This is a genomic window from Salinivibrio sp. MA351 (assembly GCF_001996065.1).
Lineage (GTDB): Bacteria > Pseudomonadota > Gammaproteobacteria > Enterobacterales > Vibrionaceae > Salinivibrio > Salinivibrio costicola.
In genome coordinates this window covers 1-14,924 of record NZ_MUFG01000042.1, presented here as the reverse complement: position 1 = coordinate 14,924, position 14,924 = coordinate 1, and the positions used below count along the sequence as shown (strand labels likewise).

Below are 14,924 nucleotides of genomic sequence, written 5' to 3'. Positions count from 1 at the left end.
GCAGTATTGCTGGCCTTTTTAATAATTATATATATGCAATATGATGCTCAAGGTATGACTGATTACATACAGAAAAAATTTTAAAATCAGCCATTGAAATCAATTGGCGCAACCCTATATAGAGTAATGAGGCGATGCCATTGGGTCGCCGGGGGCTTGTCCGAAACGGAAAGCCGTTAGTTGAATTTTATTGCTTCATAGGAAGGGTAAGATTATGCGTAATTTTGATTTCTCTCCACTCTATCGTACTGCGATTGGCTTTGACCGTTTGTTCGACTTGGTCGAGAACAGTAACACTAATAATGCGGGTGGGTTCCCTCCTTACAACATTGAGCAAAGTAAGGAGAACCAATACCGTATCACGATGGCCGTTGCTGGATTCGGGCAAGATGAAGTCGATATCACTCAGCAAAAAAATAGCCTGACGGTCGCCGGCAAAAAAGCCGAACGAAACCAGAACACTAAGTTCTTATACCAGGGCATTGCTGAACGAGACTTCGAACGCAAGTTCCACCTCGACGATCATATTAAAGTGATGGGGGCGGAAATGGAAAACGGCATGCTGCATATTGATCTGGTTCGTGAGGTGCCTGAAGAAGAAAAACCTCGCCGTATCGAAATAGGCGGTAACCGCATGCTAGAAAACGCAGAATAAGCGCGGCAGCGACATGAAGGTTTAGCGGCGCAGCGACTCCAAGCAATAAGTTAATCGTAACGAAGAGGGCAGCTAACGCTGCCCTTCATTTATGCATGTTGGTTGCTTTCAGTCTGCTTATCATTGCAGGAACCTGGCTTGTCGATGATAACGATGGATGACTTGCCAGATTGTTACGTTGGTTCGAACTAAGCCTGAGCCAATGTTTCACGTGAAACAGTAAAGAAGGAGCTCGGTAAGTGTTCCACGTGAAACAGTGTTAGCCCTCTTGGTAGGCACGGATGACTTCTTCGCCAATAATCTCGATGCCTCGTTGCATGGTATCGTCGTCTTGGACGTAGTTCATGCGAATACATTGTCTCGCATGAGGCCAATCCTCGCTTTCCACACCAATAAAGAAATATTCGCCTGGCACCACCAGTACACCACGGGCTTTTAGTCGTTGGTACAGTGTTTGGGTAGAAATGGGTAAGTCTTCAAACCACAGCCACAAAAAGATGGCCCCCTCGGGTTTATGCACGCGAACACGCTCATCATTAATAGTGTCCAACACCATACGAAGTGTGCGCTGTGATTTTTGTTGGTAGAAGGGGCGAACGACCTCTTTGCTTAATCGCAACAAGTCACCTCGTTCAATCATCGCCAGCGCCATTGCCGGTCCGACACTGTTTGGCGATAGGCTAACGATGCCGTTGATATTTGACATGGCTTGGATGACATCTTCGTTGGCGATCACGATCCCGCAACGCACCCCGGGTAACCCTAGCTTGCTGAGGCTAGAGCAAAGAATAGTATTGTCGTTCCAAAACGGGGCAACATCTTCAAAGATAATATCAGGGAACGGCGTACCGTAGGCGTTATCGATAATCAATGGAATGTTATGCTCGCGAGCGAGTTTATCAAGCTGCTGGATCTCGCTATCAGTGAGCACATTACCGGTTGGGTTGGTCGGCCGAGAGGCACAGATAGCACCAATGCTGTCATCAATGGTTAAGCGACTAAAGTCGACATGATATTTAAACTGTCGATTATCCATTAACTCAATGTCAGGTTGGTAGCTAACAAAGATATCGTCGCTGATCCCTGCATCGCCATAGCCAATATATTCAGGCGCCAAGGGTAGTAAAATCTTTTTATGGCTGCCGTCTGAATAACGTCCCGCTAAAAGGTTAAACAGATAAAAGAACGCACTTTGACTACCGTTGGTGAGCATGATGTTTTTACTGGAAAGCTGCCACCCATAGGTCTTATTGAGAAGCTCGGCGAGGGCATTCAGTAATGCCGACTTACCTTGTGGGCCATCATAGTTGGCCATGGCATGGACGAGGCTACCATCATCCAGCATCGATTGGCTCAGTGTTTTGAAGTAATCGAGCATTTCCGGTATCGCAGCGGGGTTACCGCCACCGAGCATAATCGCATCTGGATTACGTAAGCCATCATTCAAATCGTCCATTAACTGGGTGATACCCGAGTGGTTAGCGAGTTTCTCGCCAAAGTGAGTGACTTCCATGATTACTGCCTTCAAATATTTATGTCATTGTTTTGGTTAAGCTGCCATCAACATACAACAATTGTTTGTGAAAAAGAAAGCGTTGTGAGGCTGTTATCGAACGCTCTTTAAGTCCGGTGGTTGACAGGGTTGTTACGTTATCAGTACAGCGTTGATATGCCACTATCTGGGAAGGTTAGGTTGAGAGTAAAACGAAGAAGTAAGTACACTGATGCGAAGCATTCATCGTGGTTATAGGCCTAGTGTTTCACGTGAAACATAACCAGGATTAGCATAAAAAACCCCGCTAGTGCGGGGTTTGATAACGCCTTCGATGGGGCTATTTTTGCAGTACCGAGATATCTGCCACGTTGAGGAACTGCTCACGGATAAGGTGAAGCATCGCTAAACGGTTGGCCTTCAGTGCTGGGTCATCGGCCATGACCATCACATTATCAAAGAAGGTATCAACCGGTGTGCGCAATTGCGCCAGTTCGGTCAACGCGCCTTGATAATCGCTGTCAGCAAACAAAGGCTTAACCGCAGCGGCTTTTTCTGCCACTACATCCGCCAGTGCTTTTTCAGCGTCTTCTTGTAGTAAGCTGCTATCGACTGTGCTGGGCAGCTCGCCGTCGTACTTCGCAAGGATATTGCCAACACGTTTGTTGGCGGCGGCCAAGGCTTCTGCTTCGTCCAAGCTACGGAAATGAGAAACGGCTTTCACACGGCTATCGAAATCGGCAGGCTTGGTTGGACGGCGCGCTAATACCGCTTGGATAATATCGACGCTATAGCCCATATCTTGATACCAGCTGCGGAAACGGCCTAGCATAAAGTCTAAGACCTCGGTCTCTACTTCTTTATGGGTGAGGCGATCATCGTATTGGGCTTTGGCGTCGCGAATGAGGTCGACTAAATCCAGCTGATAGCCGTTTTCAACGATAATACGTAGCACACCGAGAGCAGCACGGCGTAGGGCGAATGGATCACTCCCTTTTGGTGCTTGGCCAATACCAAAGATACCGACGATGGTATCCATTTTGTCGGCCATTGCAACGGCTGACGATACTGGCGTCGTAGGTAGCTTATCACCGGCAAAGCGCGGCCAATATTGCTCGTTCAGTGCTAGCGAAACCGCTTCTGGTTCACCATCATGACGTGCGTAGTGCATGCCCATCACGCCTTGCGTTTCGGTAAACTCAAACACCATTGAGGTCATTAAGTCACACTTTGCCAGTTGGCCAGCGCGCTCGGTGTGTGCTTTGTCGGCACCGATACGCTCTGCAATCTGTCCTGCAAGTGCAGTAATACGGTCGGTTTTATCTTTAATGGTACCTAATTGTTTTTGGAATACCGCGCTATCAAGCTCTGGCAGGCGATCAATCAATGGGCGCTTGCGATCAGTATCAAAGAAGAACTCCGCATCCGCGAGGCGAGGGCGTACGACTTTTTCGTTCCCTGAGATAACCTGTGTCGGATCTTTCGATTCAATGTTAGAAACAAAGATAAACTTAGGCAGTAGCTCGCCGTTGGCGTCATACACTGGAAAGTACTTTTGGTCGCCTTTCATCGTGTACACCAGCGCTTCAGACGGTACTTTGAGATATTTGTTCTCGAAAGAGGCGGTCAGTACTACCGGCCATTCTACCAATGAGGTGACTTCTTCGACCAAGTCTTCATCCAGCTCAGCCATTCCGCCCACTGCGTCCGCGGCTGCTTTGGCATCTCTAATAATCAATGCCTTACGCTTTTCATAATCCGCCATCACTTTGCCTTCCCGTTCGAGACGCTCAGGGTAGTGATCGGCGTGAGCCAGGGTTAAATTCGGCTCACCCATGAAGCGGTGACCACGAATAACACGGTCGGATGCAACGCCCAAAATCGTGCCTTCAATTAAGGTTTCGCCGTATAGCATTACCAAGGTTTTCACCGGGCGGATAAACTGGGTGTCTTTATCACCCCAGCGCATGGGTTTAGGAATAGGCAACTTGTTTAGCGCGTTATCGGCTAGCACGGGCAGCAAAGTGTCAATGGCTTGGCCAGGAACGTGTTGACGATAAAGCAGCCACTCACCTTTATCGGTTTTTAAGCGTTCAGCTTCGCTGACATCAATACCATTACCGCGTGCCCAACCCATGGCGGCTTTGGTGGGATTGCCGTCGGCGTCAAAAGCAGCGCTGACCGCGGGTCCGCGTTTTTCTACGACCTTATCGGGTTGGCGATCGCTCAAAGCGGCCACTTTTAACGCCAGCCGGCGAGGTGATGCATACCAAGTAACACCTTGGTGGCTCAGGTCAGCGTCTTTTAGTTGCGCTTCAAACTGACTTGCGAAGGCTTCAGCCAGTGTGCGCAATGCTGTCGGGGGTAGCTCTTCCGTACCTAGCTCTATCAGGAAATTTTGCGTTGCCATGATGCTCCCTTATTGAGTGTGGCGGCACATGGGGAAGCCCAGTGCTTCGCGTGATGCATAGTACGCCTCAGCAACCCGCTTAGTCAGGGTACGAATGCGTAAAATATAGCGTTGGCGTTCAGTCACTGAGATGGCTTTTCGCGCATCCAGTAGGTTAAACGCATGACCAGCCTTTAGGATCTGCTCATAAGCAGGCAAGGGGAGCGGCTGCTCGAGATCCAAGAGCTTGGTACTTTCGGCTTCGCACTGATCAAAGTAGCGGAACAGAAAGTCAACATCAGCATGTTCAAAGTTGTAGGTCGACTGCTCCACCTCGTTTTGATGGAAAATATCGCCGTAGGTCACTTTGCCAAACGGACCATCAGTCCAGATTAAGTCATAGACAGAGTCGACTTCTTGGATGTACATGGCCAGGCGCTCGATACCATAAGTGATTTCGCCGGTAACGGGTTTGCACTCCAGACCACCGACTTGCTGGAAGTAGGTAAACTGGGTAATTTCCATTCCGTTAAGCCACACTTCCCAGCCTAGGCCCCAAGCGCCAAGCGTTGGGTTTTCCCAGTTATCTTCGACAAAGCGAATGTCGTGGACTTCGGGATCAATACCTAACACACGCAGAGAGCCTAGATAGAGCTCCTGAATATTGTCGGGTGATGGTTTGAGAATGGTTTGAAATTGATAATAGTGCTGCAAACGGTTTGGGTTCTCACCATAACGACCATCGGTTGGACGACGAGAAGGTTGAACGTAAGCCGCTGCGATCGGTTCTGGTCCAAGGGCACGCAAGCATGTCATCGGGTGGGAGGTTCCCGCCCCCACTTCCATGTCTAGCGGCTGAACAATGGTACAGCCTTGCTGGGCCCAATAATCCTGCAGCGCGAGGATCATACCCTGAAAGGTTTTGATATCGAATTTATGCATTGTCAGGTTCGCGCGAGTTGATGAATGGAGAAAATAGCTGGCAATTATAACTCGCAGCGCGCTCAAGCAGTAGGGGGCTGGCGGATTTTTGTGCGTCTTTAACCGACTTATCGATACAGCGGTAATATGGATGAATAGACGTTGCCAAATGATTGTTCAAATCGTAAACTAGCGCCGTCTTGGGGAGTAGTCGACCACTGCACAGTCAGTGGGGCAATCATCAACATAGTTGAAGCAAAATCTTCATGGTGATTGCAAGCCCACCTTTATGGTGCTCTGGGCTTGACGAGACCAACGACAATCGCACGAACCGGGGTGGGGCGTGTGTGTTGTCGTGGTTGAATCATAATAAGCCCTGCCCCAGATGAGCATTGTCATGAGCGTTCTTGCTATTTCTATTTCCACCGTCACCTTGGCGGAAATAGGGGATAAAACCCAGTTACTATCTTTGGCGTTGGCGACCCGGTTTCGAAAACCCGCGGTGATTGTCAGTGCCATTCTATTAGCCACTTTGGTTAACCATGCAATAGCCGCATGGCTTGGTGTGGTGGCCGCAGACGTTCTAACAGACACCGTTTTACACGTCATTTTGATTATCAGTTTTAGTGTGATGGCGGTTTGGATGCTGATCCCAGATAAGCTTGAGGATGAAGGCATACAGGGAAAGAGTGCATTTTGGGCCAGTTTTACCGCCTTTTTTGTCGCTGAAATAGGGGATAAAACCCAATTGGCGACCACGGCACTGGGGGCACAGTTTAATGATGCACTGTGGATTGTGGTGATTGGTTCTACCATTGGGATGCTGTTAGCCAATGTTCCCGTGGTTTTAGCCGGCGATAAGATTCAGCGCCATGTGCCATTTGCGTTGGTACGCGCGCTTGCCGCGGCCATGTTTGCGGCATTGGCTGTACTCGATACCTGGTATCTACTGAGTTAACGCAGGACAATGATGAATTGGTATAAGGGTTGGCATTATGCCAGCCCTTTTTTGATCAAAAATTGAAACGGCACGGTCTCTGTTTGGGCAGCGACCAGGGTATGGTCCATAAAGCGACAAAAACTCGGAATATCTCGTGTCGTAGAGGGATCATCAGCGGTGATAAGCAAGGTCTGACCGTCATCCATATGGCGGATACGCTTACGTACCATCATTACAGGTTCAGGGCAGCGCAACCCTAAAGCATCAAGCTGATGATCAGCATGGTTAAAAAGCGTCGTCATGTCGGTGTCCTCAAAAAATGTCGACCTGATCATACTTACGAGTCAGAATTATTCAAATAGGGTTGTGATTGTAAAATTATTGTGTAAATTAATTAACAAGTCGTTAACGAATGGCGAGTGGCATGAGAAAAGTAAACGAGCAACAATTTGGTTTTACTTATGGCTACCGTGTATTGGCTTATACAGGATTGAGCGCCCTTGCTTTTTTAGACTTAGCGCATAGTCAAGGTCACGCTCTATTAACGACTTTAGCATTGCTGGTGTCTGCGCTGGGGTTATTGATGGAAACATTGACCGTTCAGCCAACAGATTCTTCGCAAGGCTAGCTAACTCACTCAACAGCGACACTCACTCTCACTCCCTAGTTTTCTTGGGCTTCCCCGCTTTCAGAGCGGGATTTTTTTTGCCTGTTATTCAGAGAAAACCAGTAACGGAAACAAGGCCAATATCTCGCTGAGTATTGACCTTGTGTCATATGATGAATCTTGCGTTTATGGTTAGTCTTGCTTGGTGATATCAATCACCACGCGGCCTTTTATTTCGCCATTGATGATTTTATCGGCGTACGCTGGCGTCTGGGCCAGGGCGATAGTGTGGCACGCTTGTTCAAAGTAGCGTGCGGGTAACAGCTTGGTGAGTGACTGCCATGCGGCGAGCCGTTGTGGTCTCGGGCAAGAGACAGAGTCCACTCCTTGCAAGCGTACATTCCGCAAAATAAATGGCATGACGGTGGCAGGGAGGTCAAAGCCACCGGCAAGGCCACATGCAGCGACCGTACCACCATACTGAATTTGTGACAGCACGTTGGCGAGCATTTGACTGCCGACGGTATCAACTGCACCAGCCCAGTGTTGTTTATCAAGCGGGCGCCCAGGGGCGCTAAATGCGTCGCGCGGTAAAACATCATCGGCACCAAGCTGTTCAAGCCAGGTTTGGTTTGCGTCTAGGCGGCCAGTGACAGCACTGACGCGATAACCTAGAGCATGTAATAAGGTGACGGCGACAGAGCCTACGCCACCACTGGCGCCCGTGACTAATACTTTGCCGTCTTCTGGCTTAACGCCGCCATCAATCAAGGCTTGTACGCATAACATGGCAGTCAACCCAGCGGTGCCGACCATCATGGCTTGTTGTTCAGTCAGCCCTTCGGCTAAGGGGACTAACCAATCACCGTTAACGCGCGCTTTCTCAGCCATGCCACCCCAGTGGCCTTCACCGACGCCCCAGCCGGTCAGCACCACTTTATCTCCAGGTTGATAGTCTGGGTGCTGGCTGTCTGCAACCGTGCCAGCAAAATCAATACCTGGCACCATCGGAAATTGGCGCACAATTTTCCCTTTGCCGGTAATGGCGAGGCCATCTTTGTAATTGAGTGAACTATAGTCAATATCGACGGTAACATTGCCGTCAGGGAGATCACTCTCTGCTAAGGCGGTGATGTTGGCGAGGGTTTGTTTTTCGTGTTGTTCGAGGACAAGCGCGTTAAACATGGCATTCTCCCGGTTGGAATAAGTGAGCGGCCATACTAGGCCGAGCGAATAATCGACCACTTGCGTTATATCAATCACTATGCGATTGAACGCCGTTAGACGCAACCCAAAAAAAAGAGCGGTAAACACCGCTCTTTTATCGTCACGAAGAAGGCATTACACGCGTTCGAACACGGTGGCAATCCCTTGACCCAAACCAATACACATGGTTGCCAACCCTAAGGTGGCATCTTGACGCTCCATTTGATGCAACAAGGTGGTCGAGATGCGTGCACCTGAACAGCCTAATGGGTGACCCAAGGCAATGGCGCCGCCATTGAGATTGACCTTTTCATCGACTTTATCCATCAGGCCGAGATCTTTGACGCAAGGTAGTGATTGCGCGGCAAATGCTTCGTTCAGCTCCACAAGATCAATATCATCGATACTCAATCCAGCGCGTTTCAGTGCTTTTTGGGTGGCTGGCACTGGGCCATAACCCATAATTGATGGATCACAGCCGGCAACGCTCATCGCACGAATGCGTGCTCGAATAGGGAGCCCGAGTGATTTGGCTTTTTCTTCGCTCATCACTAGCATTGCTGATGCGCCATCTGATAGCGCCGATGAAGTACCCGCCGTCACTGTGCCCGTAACAGGGTCAAAGGCGGGGCGCAGGTTGGCCAAGCTTTCAACCGTGGTTTCTGGACGAATCACCTCATCATCTTCAACCAGAGTCAGTAGACCGTTGGCATCATGGCCTTCGATAGGGGCTATCTCTTGTCTAAAACGCCCTTCTACCGTGGCTGCGTGAGCACGCGCATGAGAGCGAGCAGCAAACTCGTCTTGCATTTGGCGGCTAATACCATGCATACGACCAAGCATTTCTGCAGTAAGCCCCATCATACCTGCTGCTTTTGCAACCGATTTAGACAAACCAGGATGGAAGTCGACGCCATGGTTCATCGGCACGTGTCCCATATGCTCCACGCCCCCAATCATGAAGGTGTCACCATCGCCAACCATGATTGCACGCGCTGCATCGTGTAGCGCTTGCATCGACGAACCACACAGGCGGTTGACGGTGGTAGCACCAACGGAGTGTGGGATCCCCGCTAATAAAGCGGCATTACGCGCAATATTAAAGCCTTGTTCTAGCGTTTGCTGGACACAGCCCCAATAAATATCTTCAATTGCGCTGCTTTCGACTGCTGGGTTGCGAGTCAGTAAGGATTTCATCAAGTGCGCCGATAAGTCCTCCGCGCGTACATTGCGAAATACACCGCCTTTAGAGCGGCCCATTGGTGTACGAATACAGTCAACGATCACTACATTGTTCATTGTTCTCTCCTTAACCTTAGGCTGATTGCGGTGCGTTGACCGGGGTCACATCAAAGTAAGCCTGTTTGTCGCCCGCACGACGTTTCATATCCGTTGGGACATGATACAAGGCGCCAAGATCAGAGAATTTGTCTGCCATTGCGACATAGTGATCAACACCCAGAGTATCAACATAACGGAAAGCACCACCGCGGAATGGCGGAAAACCAATGCCATAGACCAAGGCGATATCTGCTTCAGCAGGAGAGGCGATAATGTTTTCTTCGAGACAACGTGCCACTTCATTGACCATCGGCACCATCATACGAGCAATTATATCTTCATCACTGATATCTGACTGATTCCCCTCGATCACGGAGGCAAGTAACCCAGGTACGGCCTCATCAGCTTCTTTTTTCGGCTTCCCTTTTTTATCGATAGAGTAGCGATAGAAACCCTTGCCGTTCTTTTGACCGAAACGCTCGGCGTCGAACATCACATCAATCGCATCACGACCAGATTTACTCATGCGATCAGGAAAGCCTTCTGCCATCACCGCTTGCGCGTGGTGCGCGGTATCGATACCAACCACGTCGAGTAAGTAGGCAGGGCCCATTGGCCAGCCAAATTGCTTCTCCATAATCTTATCGATGCGTTGGAAATCCACACCGTCACGAAGAAGAAGGCTAAAGGCATGGAAATAGGGGAAGAGTACGCGGTTGACGAAAAACCCGGGACAGTCATTGACAACAACCGGTGATTTGCCCATTTTCGCTGCATAGGCAACCACACGGGCAATGGTTTCATCGGAGGTCTTTTCGCCTCGGATCACCTCGACCAACGGCATGCGGTGGACGGGGTTAAAGAAATGCATGCCACAGAAGTTTTCTGGGCGCGCCATTGACTTGGCCAACGTATTGATAGGAATGGTGGAGGTATTCGATGCAATTACCGCATCCGCACTCACTTGCTCTTCTACCTCTTTGAGAACACTGGCTTTGATTTTAGGGTTCTCTACCACAGCCTCAACAACTACATCGCTATGTTCAATGCCGGCATAGTGTAGACTTGGGGTGATTGACGACAGCACTTGGCCCATTTTAAAGCCATCGATACGACCGCGTTCGAGTTGCTTATTGAGTAGCTTGGTGGCCTCTTTCATGCCCAAATCTAGCGATGCTTGTGCAATGTCTTTCATCATCACAGGCACGCCTTTTAGGGCCGATTGGTAGGCGATGCCGCCGCCCATAATACCTGCACCTAGAACGGCACCACGCTGGGTATCTTTCCCTTGTTTAGCGGCTTTTTTCGCCTTGCCTTTGATCACTTGATCATTGAGGAAAATCCCGACTAAGGCTTGAGCAACGTCGGTTTTTGCCAGTTTCACGAAATAGCGATTTTCGACCTTGAGTGCCTCATCGCGTGTCATGCCGGCCGCCTCTTCAATGGCCGTCACGGCAGTCATTGGCGCTGGATAGTGCTTACCGGCTACCTGAGCCACCATACCTTTAGCCATAGTAAAACTCATGGCGGCTTCTGTGCGGTTTAGCCCCAATGGTTGTTTTTTCTGCTGACGACGGCCTTGCCAATCAATTTTTTCATTGATGGCTTGAGTGAGCATACTGATTGCCGCGTCACGAAGGTTATCTACTTCAACGACGGCATCCACTAATCCTTCTTTGAGCGCTGCCGCGGCGCGTTTTTCTTTACCTGCAGTGATAATTTCCATCGCCGTATCGGCACCCACTAAACGCGGTAAGCGCACAGTGCCACCAAACCCAGGCATAATACCCAGTTTGGTTTCGGGGAGACCAATCCGTGCGTCAGAGCTTGCAACACGTAAATCGGTAGAAAGAATACACTCGCAGCCGCCCCCTAAGGCATGGCCGTTGACGGCGCTGATCGTCGGATAGGGGAGGTCTTCTAAACGATTGAAGATTGCGTTCGCGCGCGACACCCAATCAGAGAGCTCTTGGTCGGGCTTGGCAAATAAACCGAGAAACTCGGTGATATCGGCGCCGACAATAAAGGCCGACTTTGCAGATGTGAGCATGAGCCCCTTTACATCTTCTCGGCCTGCTAAGGCGTCGAGGGCTCGGTCTAAGCTTTCTAGCGTCGACAGATCCAGTTTGTTGACAGAACCCTGGCTGTCCAGTGTCAGTTCTACAATGCCGTTTTCCAATGCACGAACTGAAAGGTTATCTCCTTGGTAGATCATGGTTTTTCTCCACGTTGGCCGTACCATCCTGGTTGAATACTGTTCTGGTTAGACCAGATGAGCTCTAGTGTGGATCATTGTTATAATAAATGACAACCAAAAGTTAAACGAATGTTTAAAATATGTGGCGTGGATTGTTTTTACTGCATGGGCGTCCCTGTAGAAGAAGCGGAGATATGATAAAGTGCAAGGTAGAAACTGAAGGATTATATCATTATGCCGATCACGCCTTATGCGGTTCCTGCAGAGACTGTCAGGCACGAGCTTGAAATAAAAAAGAGCCGATTTATCACCTATCTTGCTCACACACCGGGTGAGGCAGACGCGAAGCAGTTTATTCAATCTTTACGCAACGCTTACCCTGATGCGCGCCATCATTGTTGGGCCTTCGTCGCGGGAAGACCCGAATCATCGGTACAATGGGGCTGTGGTGACGATGGCGAGCCCGCAGGAACCGCAGGTAAACCAATGCTTGCGCAACTGTCGGGCGCAAAAGTCGGAGAGGTCTGTGCGGTGGTTGTCCGTTATTTCGGTGGGATCAAACTGGGTACCGGGGGCTTAGTGAAAGCATACGGTACCAGTGTGCAACAAGCGCTAAGCTTATTAACAACGCGTGAGGTTGCTGTCACGGTTCCTTACACAATAAGCTGTGAATATGCTCACATTGATACTATCGAGGCGCTACTAAAGCAGTACCATGGCATTCAGCTTGATGCTGCGTTCAGTCATAATGTGCAGCTAGCTGTCCGTATTGATGCGCGATTCATCGAAGGTTTTCTTGATGCGCTAAAAAATCAAACTCGTGGGCAGGCACAAGCTTGCTCGACAGAACATCAATAATTAACGTCAGGCATTTAGCCTGCTTTACGTGTAACGATGAGACGGCAGTAAAAGGCTGTCGCTGATAAGAGGGCCACGTCAGGCTATGCAATTTCGTTCCATTACCCGCATCGTCGGACTTCTACTGGCCCTGTTCAGCATTACCATGCTAGCCCCTGCGCTGGTGGCTTTTATTTACCGTGACGGTGCTGGGCTCCCGTTTGTATTGACATTTTTCTTACTGCTGGCGGGGGGGGGATTGCTTTGGTTTCCAAACCGTGATTACCGGCATGAACTCAAAGCGCGCGATGGCTTTTTAATTGTCGTGCTGTTCTGGACGGTGATCGGCAGCGCAGGCTCTGTGCCGCTGATGTTGTCGGAACAGCCTGATTTATCGGTCAGTGAGGCGTTTTTTGAGTCCTTTTCGGGGTTAACGACGACAGGGGCGACCGTGATTGTTGGTCTGGATGAGTTGCCCAAGGCCATTTTATTTTACCGCCAGCTGCTTCAATGGCTGGGCGGAATGGGGATTATCGTCTTAGCGGTGGCGATTCTTCCCGTACTTGGCATCGGGGGCATGCAGCTTTATCGTGCAGAGATCCCAGGGCCGGTCAAAGATACCAAAATGACGCCCAGGATAGCCGAAACCGCGAAAGTCCTTTGGTACATTTATCTGACACTGACGGTCAGCTGCGCGTTAGCCTATTGGTTGGCCGGTATGTCAGCGTTTGATGCGATTGGGCATAGCTTTTCAACCGTTGCAATTGGCGGTTTTTCAACCCATGACGGAAGTATCGGTCACTTTGACAGTACGGCCGTAAACCTGATCACCGTGGTCTTTTTGTTAATATCAGCGTGTAACTTTTCGCTGCACTTTGCGGCGTTTGCTAATAACGGGCTTAATCTAAAGTTTTACTTACGTGATCCCGAATTTCGCGCGTTTTTACTTATTCAATTCCTACTATGGCTGGTCGTCTTCACCATGCTTAGTGGCCATCAAGTCTATGACAGTTCCACTGAAACCTTCACTCAAGCATTATTTCAGTCGGTATCTATTTCAACCACCGCAGGCTATACCACGACGACATTTGCTCATTGGCCGCTGTTTTTACCTGTTCTCTTGTTATTCACTTCCTTTATCGGCGGGTGTGCAGGCTCAACAGGTGGGGGGATGAAAGTCATTCGTATCTTATTGCTTTCACTACAAGGTACGCGCGAGCTTAAGCGCTTAGTCCATCCCCGTGCAGTGTATACGATTAAGGTGGGCAACAAAGCCTTACGTCAACAAGTCGTCGACGCGGTATGGGGATTTTTCTCCGCCTATGCGTTGGTCTTTGTGATCTGTATGCTTGCGTTAATTGCAACCGGCATCGAAGAGCTGACCGCTTTTTCGGCTGTGGCGGCCACACTCAATAATCTCGGCCCAGGCTTGGGCGAAGTGGCTGCTCACTTTGGTGATATTAATGACACAGCGAAATGGGTACTGATCCTGGCGATGCTGTTTGGTCGTTTAGAGATATTCACATTACTGGTTTTATTTACCCCCACTTTTTGGCGTAGCTAAACAGGGGAAGGAGAAGCAATGAGCAACGCAACGCAGAAAGTGCTGCTGTTACACTCAAGTCGGGAAGGGCAAACTAAGAAGATTCTACATTATATAGAGAGTCAGCTTGGAGAACGTGCGCAGTGTGACGTGAGCGATCTCCATCAAGTGCCAACACTCGATCTTACCCAATATGATCGGGTGTTAATCGGAGCATCGATTCGTTATGGCCACTTCAATAAAAAGCTCTATCAATTTATCGATACGCACAGCGAACAGCTAAACCGAGTGAAAGCGGGCTTTTTTAGTGTCAATTTAACCGCGCGTAAACCTGGTAAAGATACCGCAGAAACGAGCGCCTATAGTCGTAAGTTTCTAGAAAAGTCGCCATGGACGCCTCAGTTGCATGGCGTGTTCGCCGGGGCCCTCTACTATCCGCGCTATAAATGGTTCGATCGTATGATGATTCGCTTGATTATGCATATTACCGGCGGCGAGACGGATACGAGTAAGGAAGTGGAATATACCGATTGGCAAAAAGTGAAAGCATTTACTGATCAATTTGCTCAGTTTTAGCCCATAGCGCTGGTTCTTTGACCGAACGGCGGCTTTTTGCAAAAAAAGTCGCTTTTCCCTCTTGCTAAGGCGATCAACTTCTCTATAATGCGCCTCCATCGACACGGCACACAGGGCAAGCGCTCAGCGCCATGTTGACGTAAAAAATCAAATAAAAATAAACGCTTGACGTGAGTTTTTAAAAGATTAAGATAGCCGTCCACTTAACGCCAAGCGTTAGGGGAGTCAAAAAGAGGTTTTGTTTCCAGCCTGAGGGTTGAAAATAAAAGATAAAATTTCT

13 protein-coding genes and 1 riboswitch are annotated in these 14,924 nt (G+C 49.4%); of the genes, 6 read left to right on the top strand and 7 right to left on the bottom strand.

Translation table 11 applies throughout. The features are described from left to right. Window positions 1-214: 214 nt before the first annotated feature. Window positions 215-655: an Hsp20 family protein gene (locus tag BZG78_RS14755; protein WP_025744545.1), complete on the top strand. Its 441-nt coding sequence runs from the start codon at window positions 215-217 to the stop codon at window positions 653-655. A gap of 259 nt (window positions 656-914) precedes the next feature. Here the strand turns inward: BZG78_RS14755 and BZG78_RS14750 are convergent, their stop codons facing one another. The 3 genes from BZG78_RS14750 to glyQ form a co-directional block, all read right to left on the bottom strand. Then, window positions 915-2,168, bottom strand: a complete 1,254-nt coding sequence (locus tag BZG78_RS14750) for a valine--pyruvate transaminase (protein WP_077461797.1) — start codon at window positions 2,166-2,168, stop codon at window positions 915-917. Window positions 2,169-2,487: 319 nt separating this feature from the next. Beyond that, window positions 2,488-4,557, bottom strand: a complete 2,070-nt coding sequence (gene glyS, locus BZG78_RS14745) for a glycine--tRNA ligase subunit beta (protein ID WP_077661629.1) — start codon at window positions 4,555-4,557, stop codon at window positions 2,488-2,490. 9 nt (window positions 4,558-4,566) lie between these two features. After that, a complete protein-coding gene (gene glyQ, locus BZG78_RS14740; protein ID WP_025673809.1) occupies window positions 4,567-5,478 on the bottom strand; it encodes a glycine--tRNA ligase subunit alpha in 912 nt (303 codons plus the stop codon). A gap of 174 nt (window positions 5,479-5,652) precedes the next feature. Then, window positions 5,653-5,762: riboswitch (yybP-ykoY riboswitch) on the top strand. Between the two features lie 92 nt (window positions 5,763-5,854). On the opposite strand from glyQ, the gene BZG78_RS14735 reads away from it, so the two are divergent. Continuing rightward, on the top strand, window positions 5,855-6,415 hold the full coding sequence (locus tag BZG78_RS14735; RefSeq protein WP_077661628.1) for a TMEM165/GDT1 family protein: 561 nt from the start codon (window positions 5,855-5,857) through the stop codon (window positions 6,413-6,415). Between the two features lie 35 nt (window positions 6,416-6,450). On the opposite strand, the gene tusA is transcribed toward BZG78_RS14735, so the two are convergent. Continuing rightward, the gene (gene tusA, locus BZG78_RS14730) at window positions 6,451-6,699 is read right to left on the bottom strand and encodes a sulfurtransferase TusA (protein ID WP_077461800.1); all 249 of its coding nucleotides are present in this window, start codon (window positions 6,697-6,699) and stop codon (window positions 6,451-6,453) included. Window positions 6,700-6,821: 122 nt separating this feature from the next. On the opposite strand from tusA, the gene BZG78_RS14725 reads away from it, so the two are divergent. Continuing rightward, entirely contained in the window at window positions 6,822-7,025 is a 204-nt protein-coding gene (locus BZG78_RS14725) for a hypothetical protein (RefSeq protein ID WP_025744548.1), read from the top strand. A 171-nt stretch (window positions 7,026-7,196) separates the two neighbouring features. Here the strand turns inward: BZG78_RS14725 and BZG78_RS14720 are convergent, their stop codons facing one another. The 3 genes from BZG78_RS14720 to fadB form a co-directional block, all read right to left on the bottom strand. Continuing rightward, window positions 7,197-8,189, bottom strand: coding sequence for an MDR family oxidoreductase (locus BZG78_RS14720; protein WP_077461801.1), 993 nt, complete (start codon window positions 8,187-8,189; stop codon window positions 7,197-7,199). A gap of 156 nt (window positions 8,190-8,345) precedes the next feature. Then, window positions 8,346-9,509 carry an acetyl-CoA C-acyltransferase FadA gene (gene fadA, locus BZG78_RS14715; protein ID WP_077576840.1) on the bottom strand — a complete coding sequence of 388 codons (1,164 nt, stop codon included), beginning with the start codon at window positions 9,507-9,509 and terminating at the stop codon, window positions 8,346-8,348. Between the two features lie 16 nt (window positions 9,510-9,525). After that, entirely contained in the window at window positions 9,526-11,706 is a 2,181-nt protein-coding gene (gene fadB / locus BZG78_RS14710) for a fatty acid oxidation complex subunit alpha FadB (protein ID WP_077576839.1), read from the bottom strand. Window positions 11,707-11,922: 216 nt separating this feature from the next. Between fadB and BZG78_RS14705 the strand changes: the two genes are divergently transcribed. The 3 genes from BZG78_RS14705 to hemG all read left to right on the top strand — a co-directional run bounded on the left by BZG78_RS14705 (window position 11,923) and on the right by hemG (window position 14,644). Further along, window positions 11,923-12,546: a YigZ family protein gene (locus BZG78_RS14705; RefSeq protein WP_025744921.1), complete on the top strand. Its 624-nt coding sequence runs from the start codon at window positions 11,923-11,925 to the stop codon at window positions 12,544-12,546. 85 nt (window positions 12,547-12,631) lie between these two features. After that, window positions 12,632-14,089: a TrkH family potassium uptake protein gene (locus BZG78_RS14700; protein ID WP_077661627.1), complete on the top strand. Its 1,458-nt coding sequence runs from the start codon at window positions 12,632-12,634 to the stop codon at window positions 14,087-14,089. 18 nt (window positions 14,090-14,107) lie between these two features. Further along, window positions 14,108-14,644 carry a menaquinone-dependent protoporphyrinogen IX dehydrogenase gene (gene hemG, locus BZG78_RS14695; protein WP_025744923.1) on the top strand — a complete coding sequence of 179 codons (537 nt, stop codon included), beginning with the start codon at window positions 14,108-14,110 and terminating at the stop codon, window positions 14,642-14,644. Window positions 14,645-14,924 lie beyond the last annotated feature (280 nt).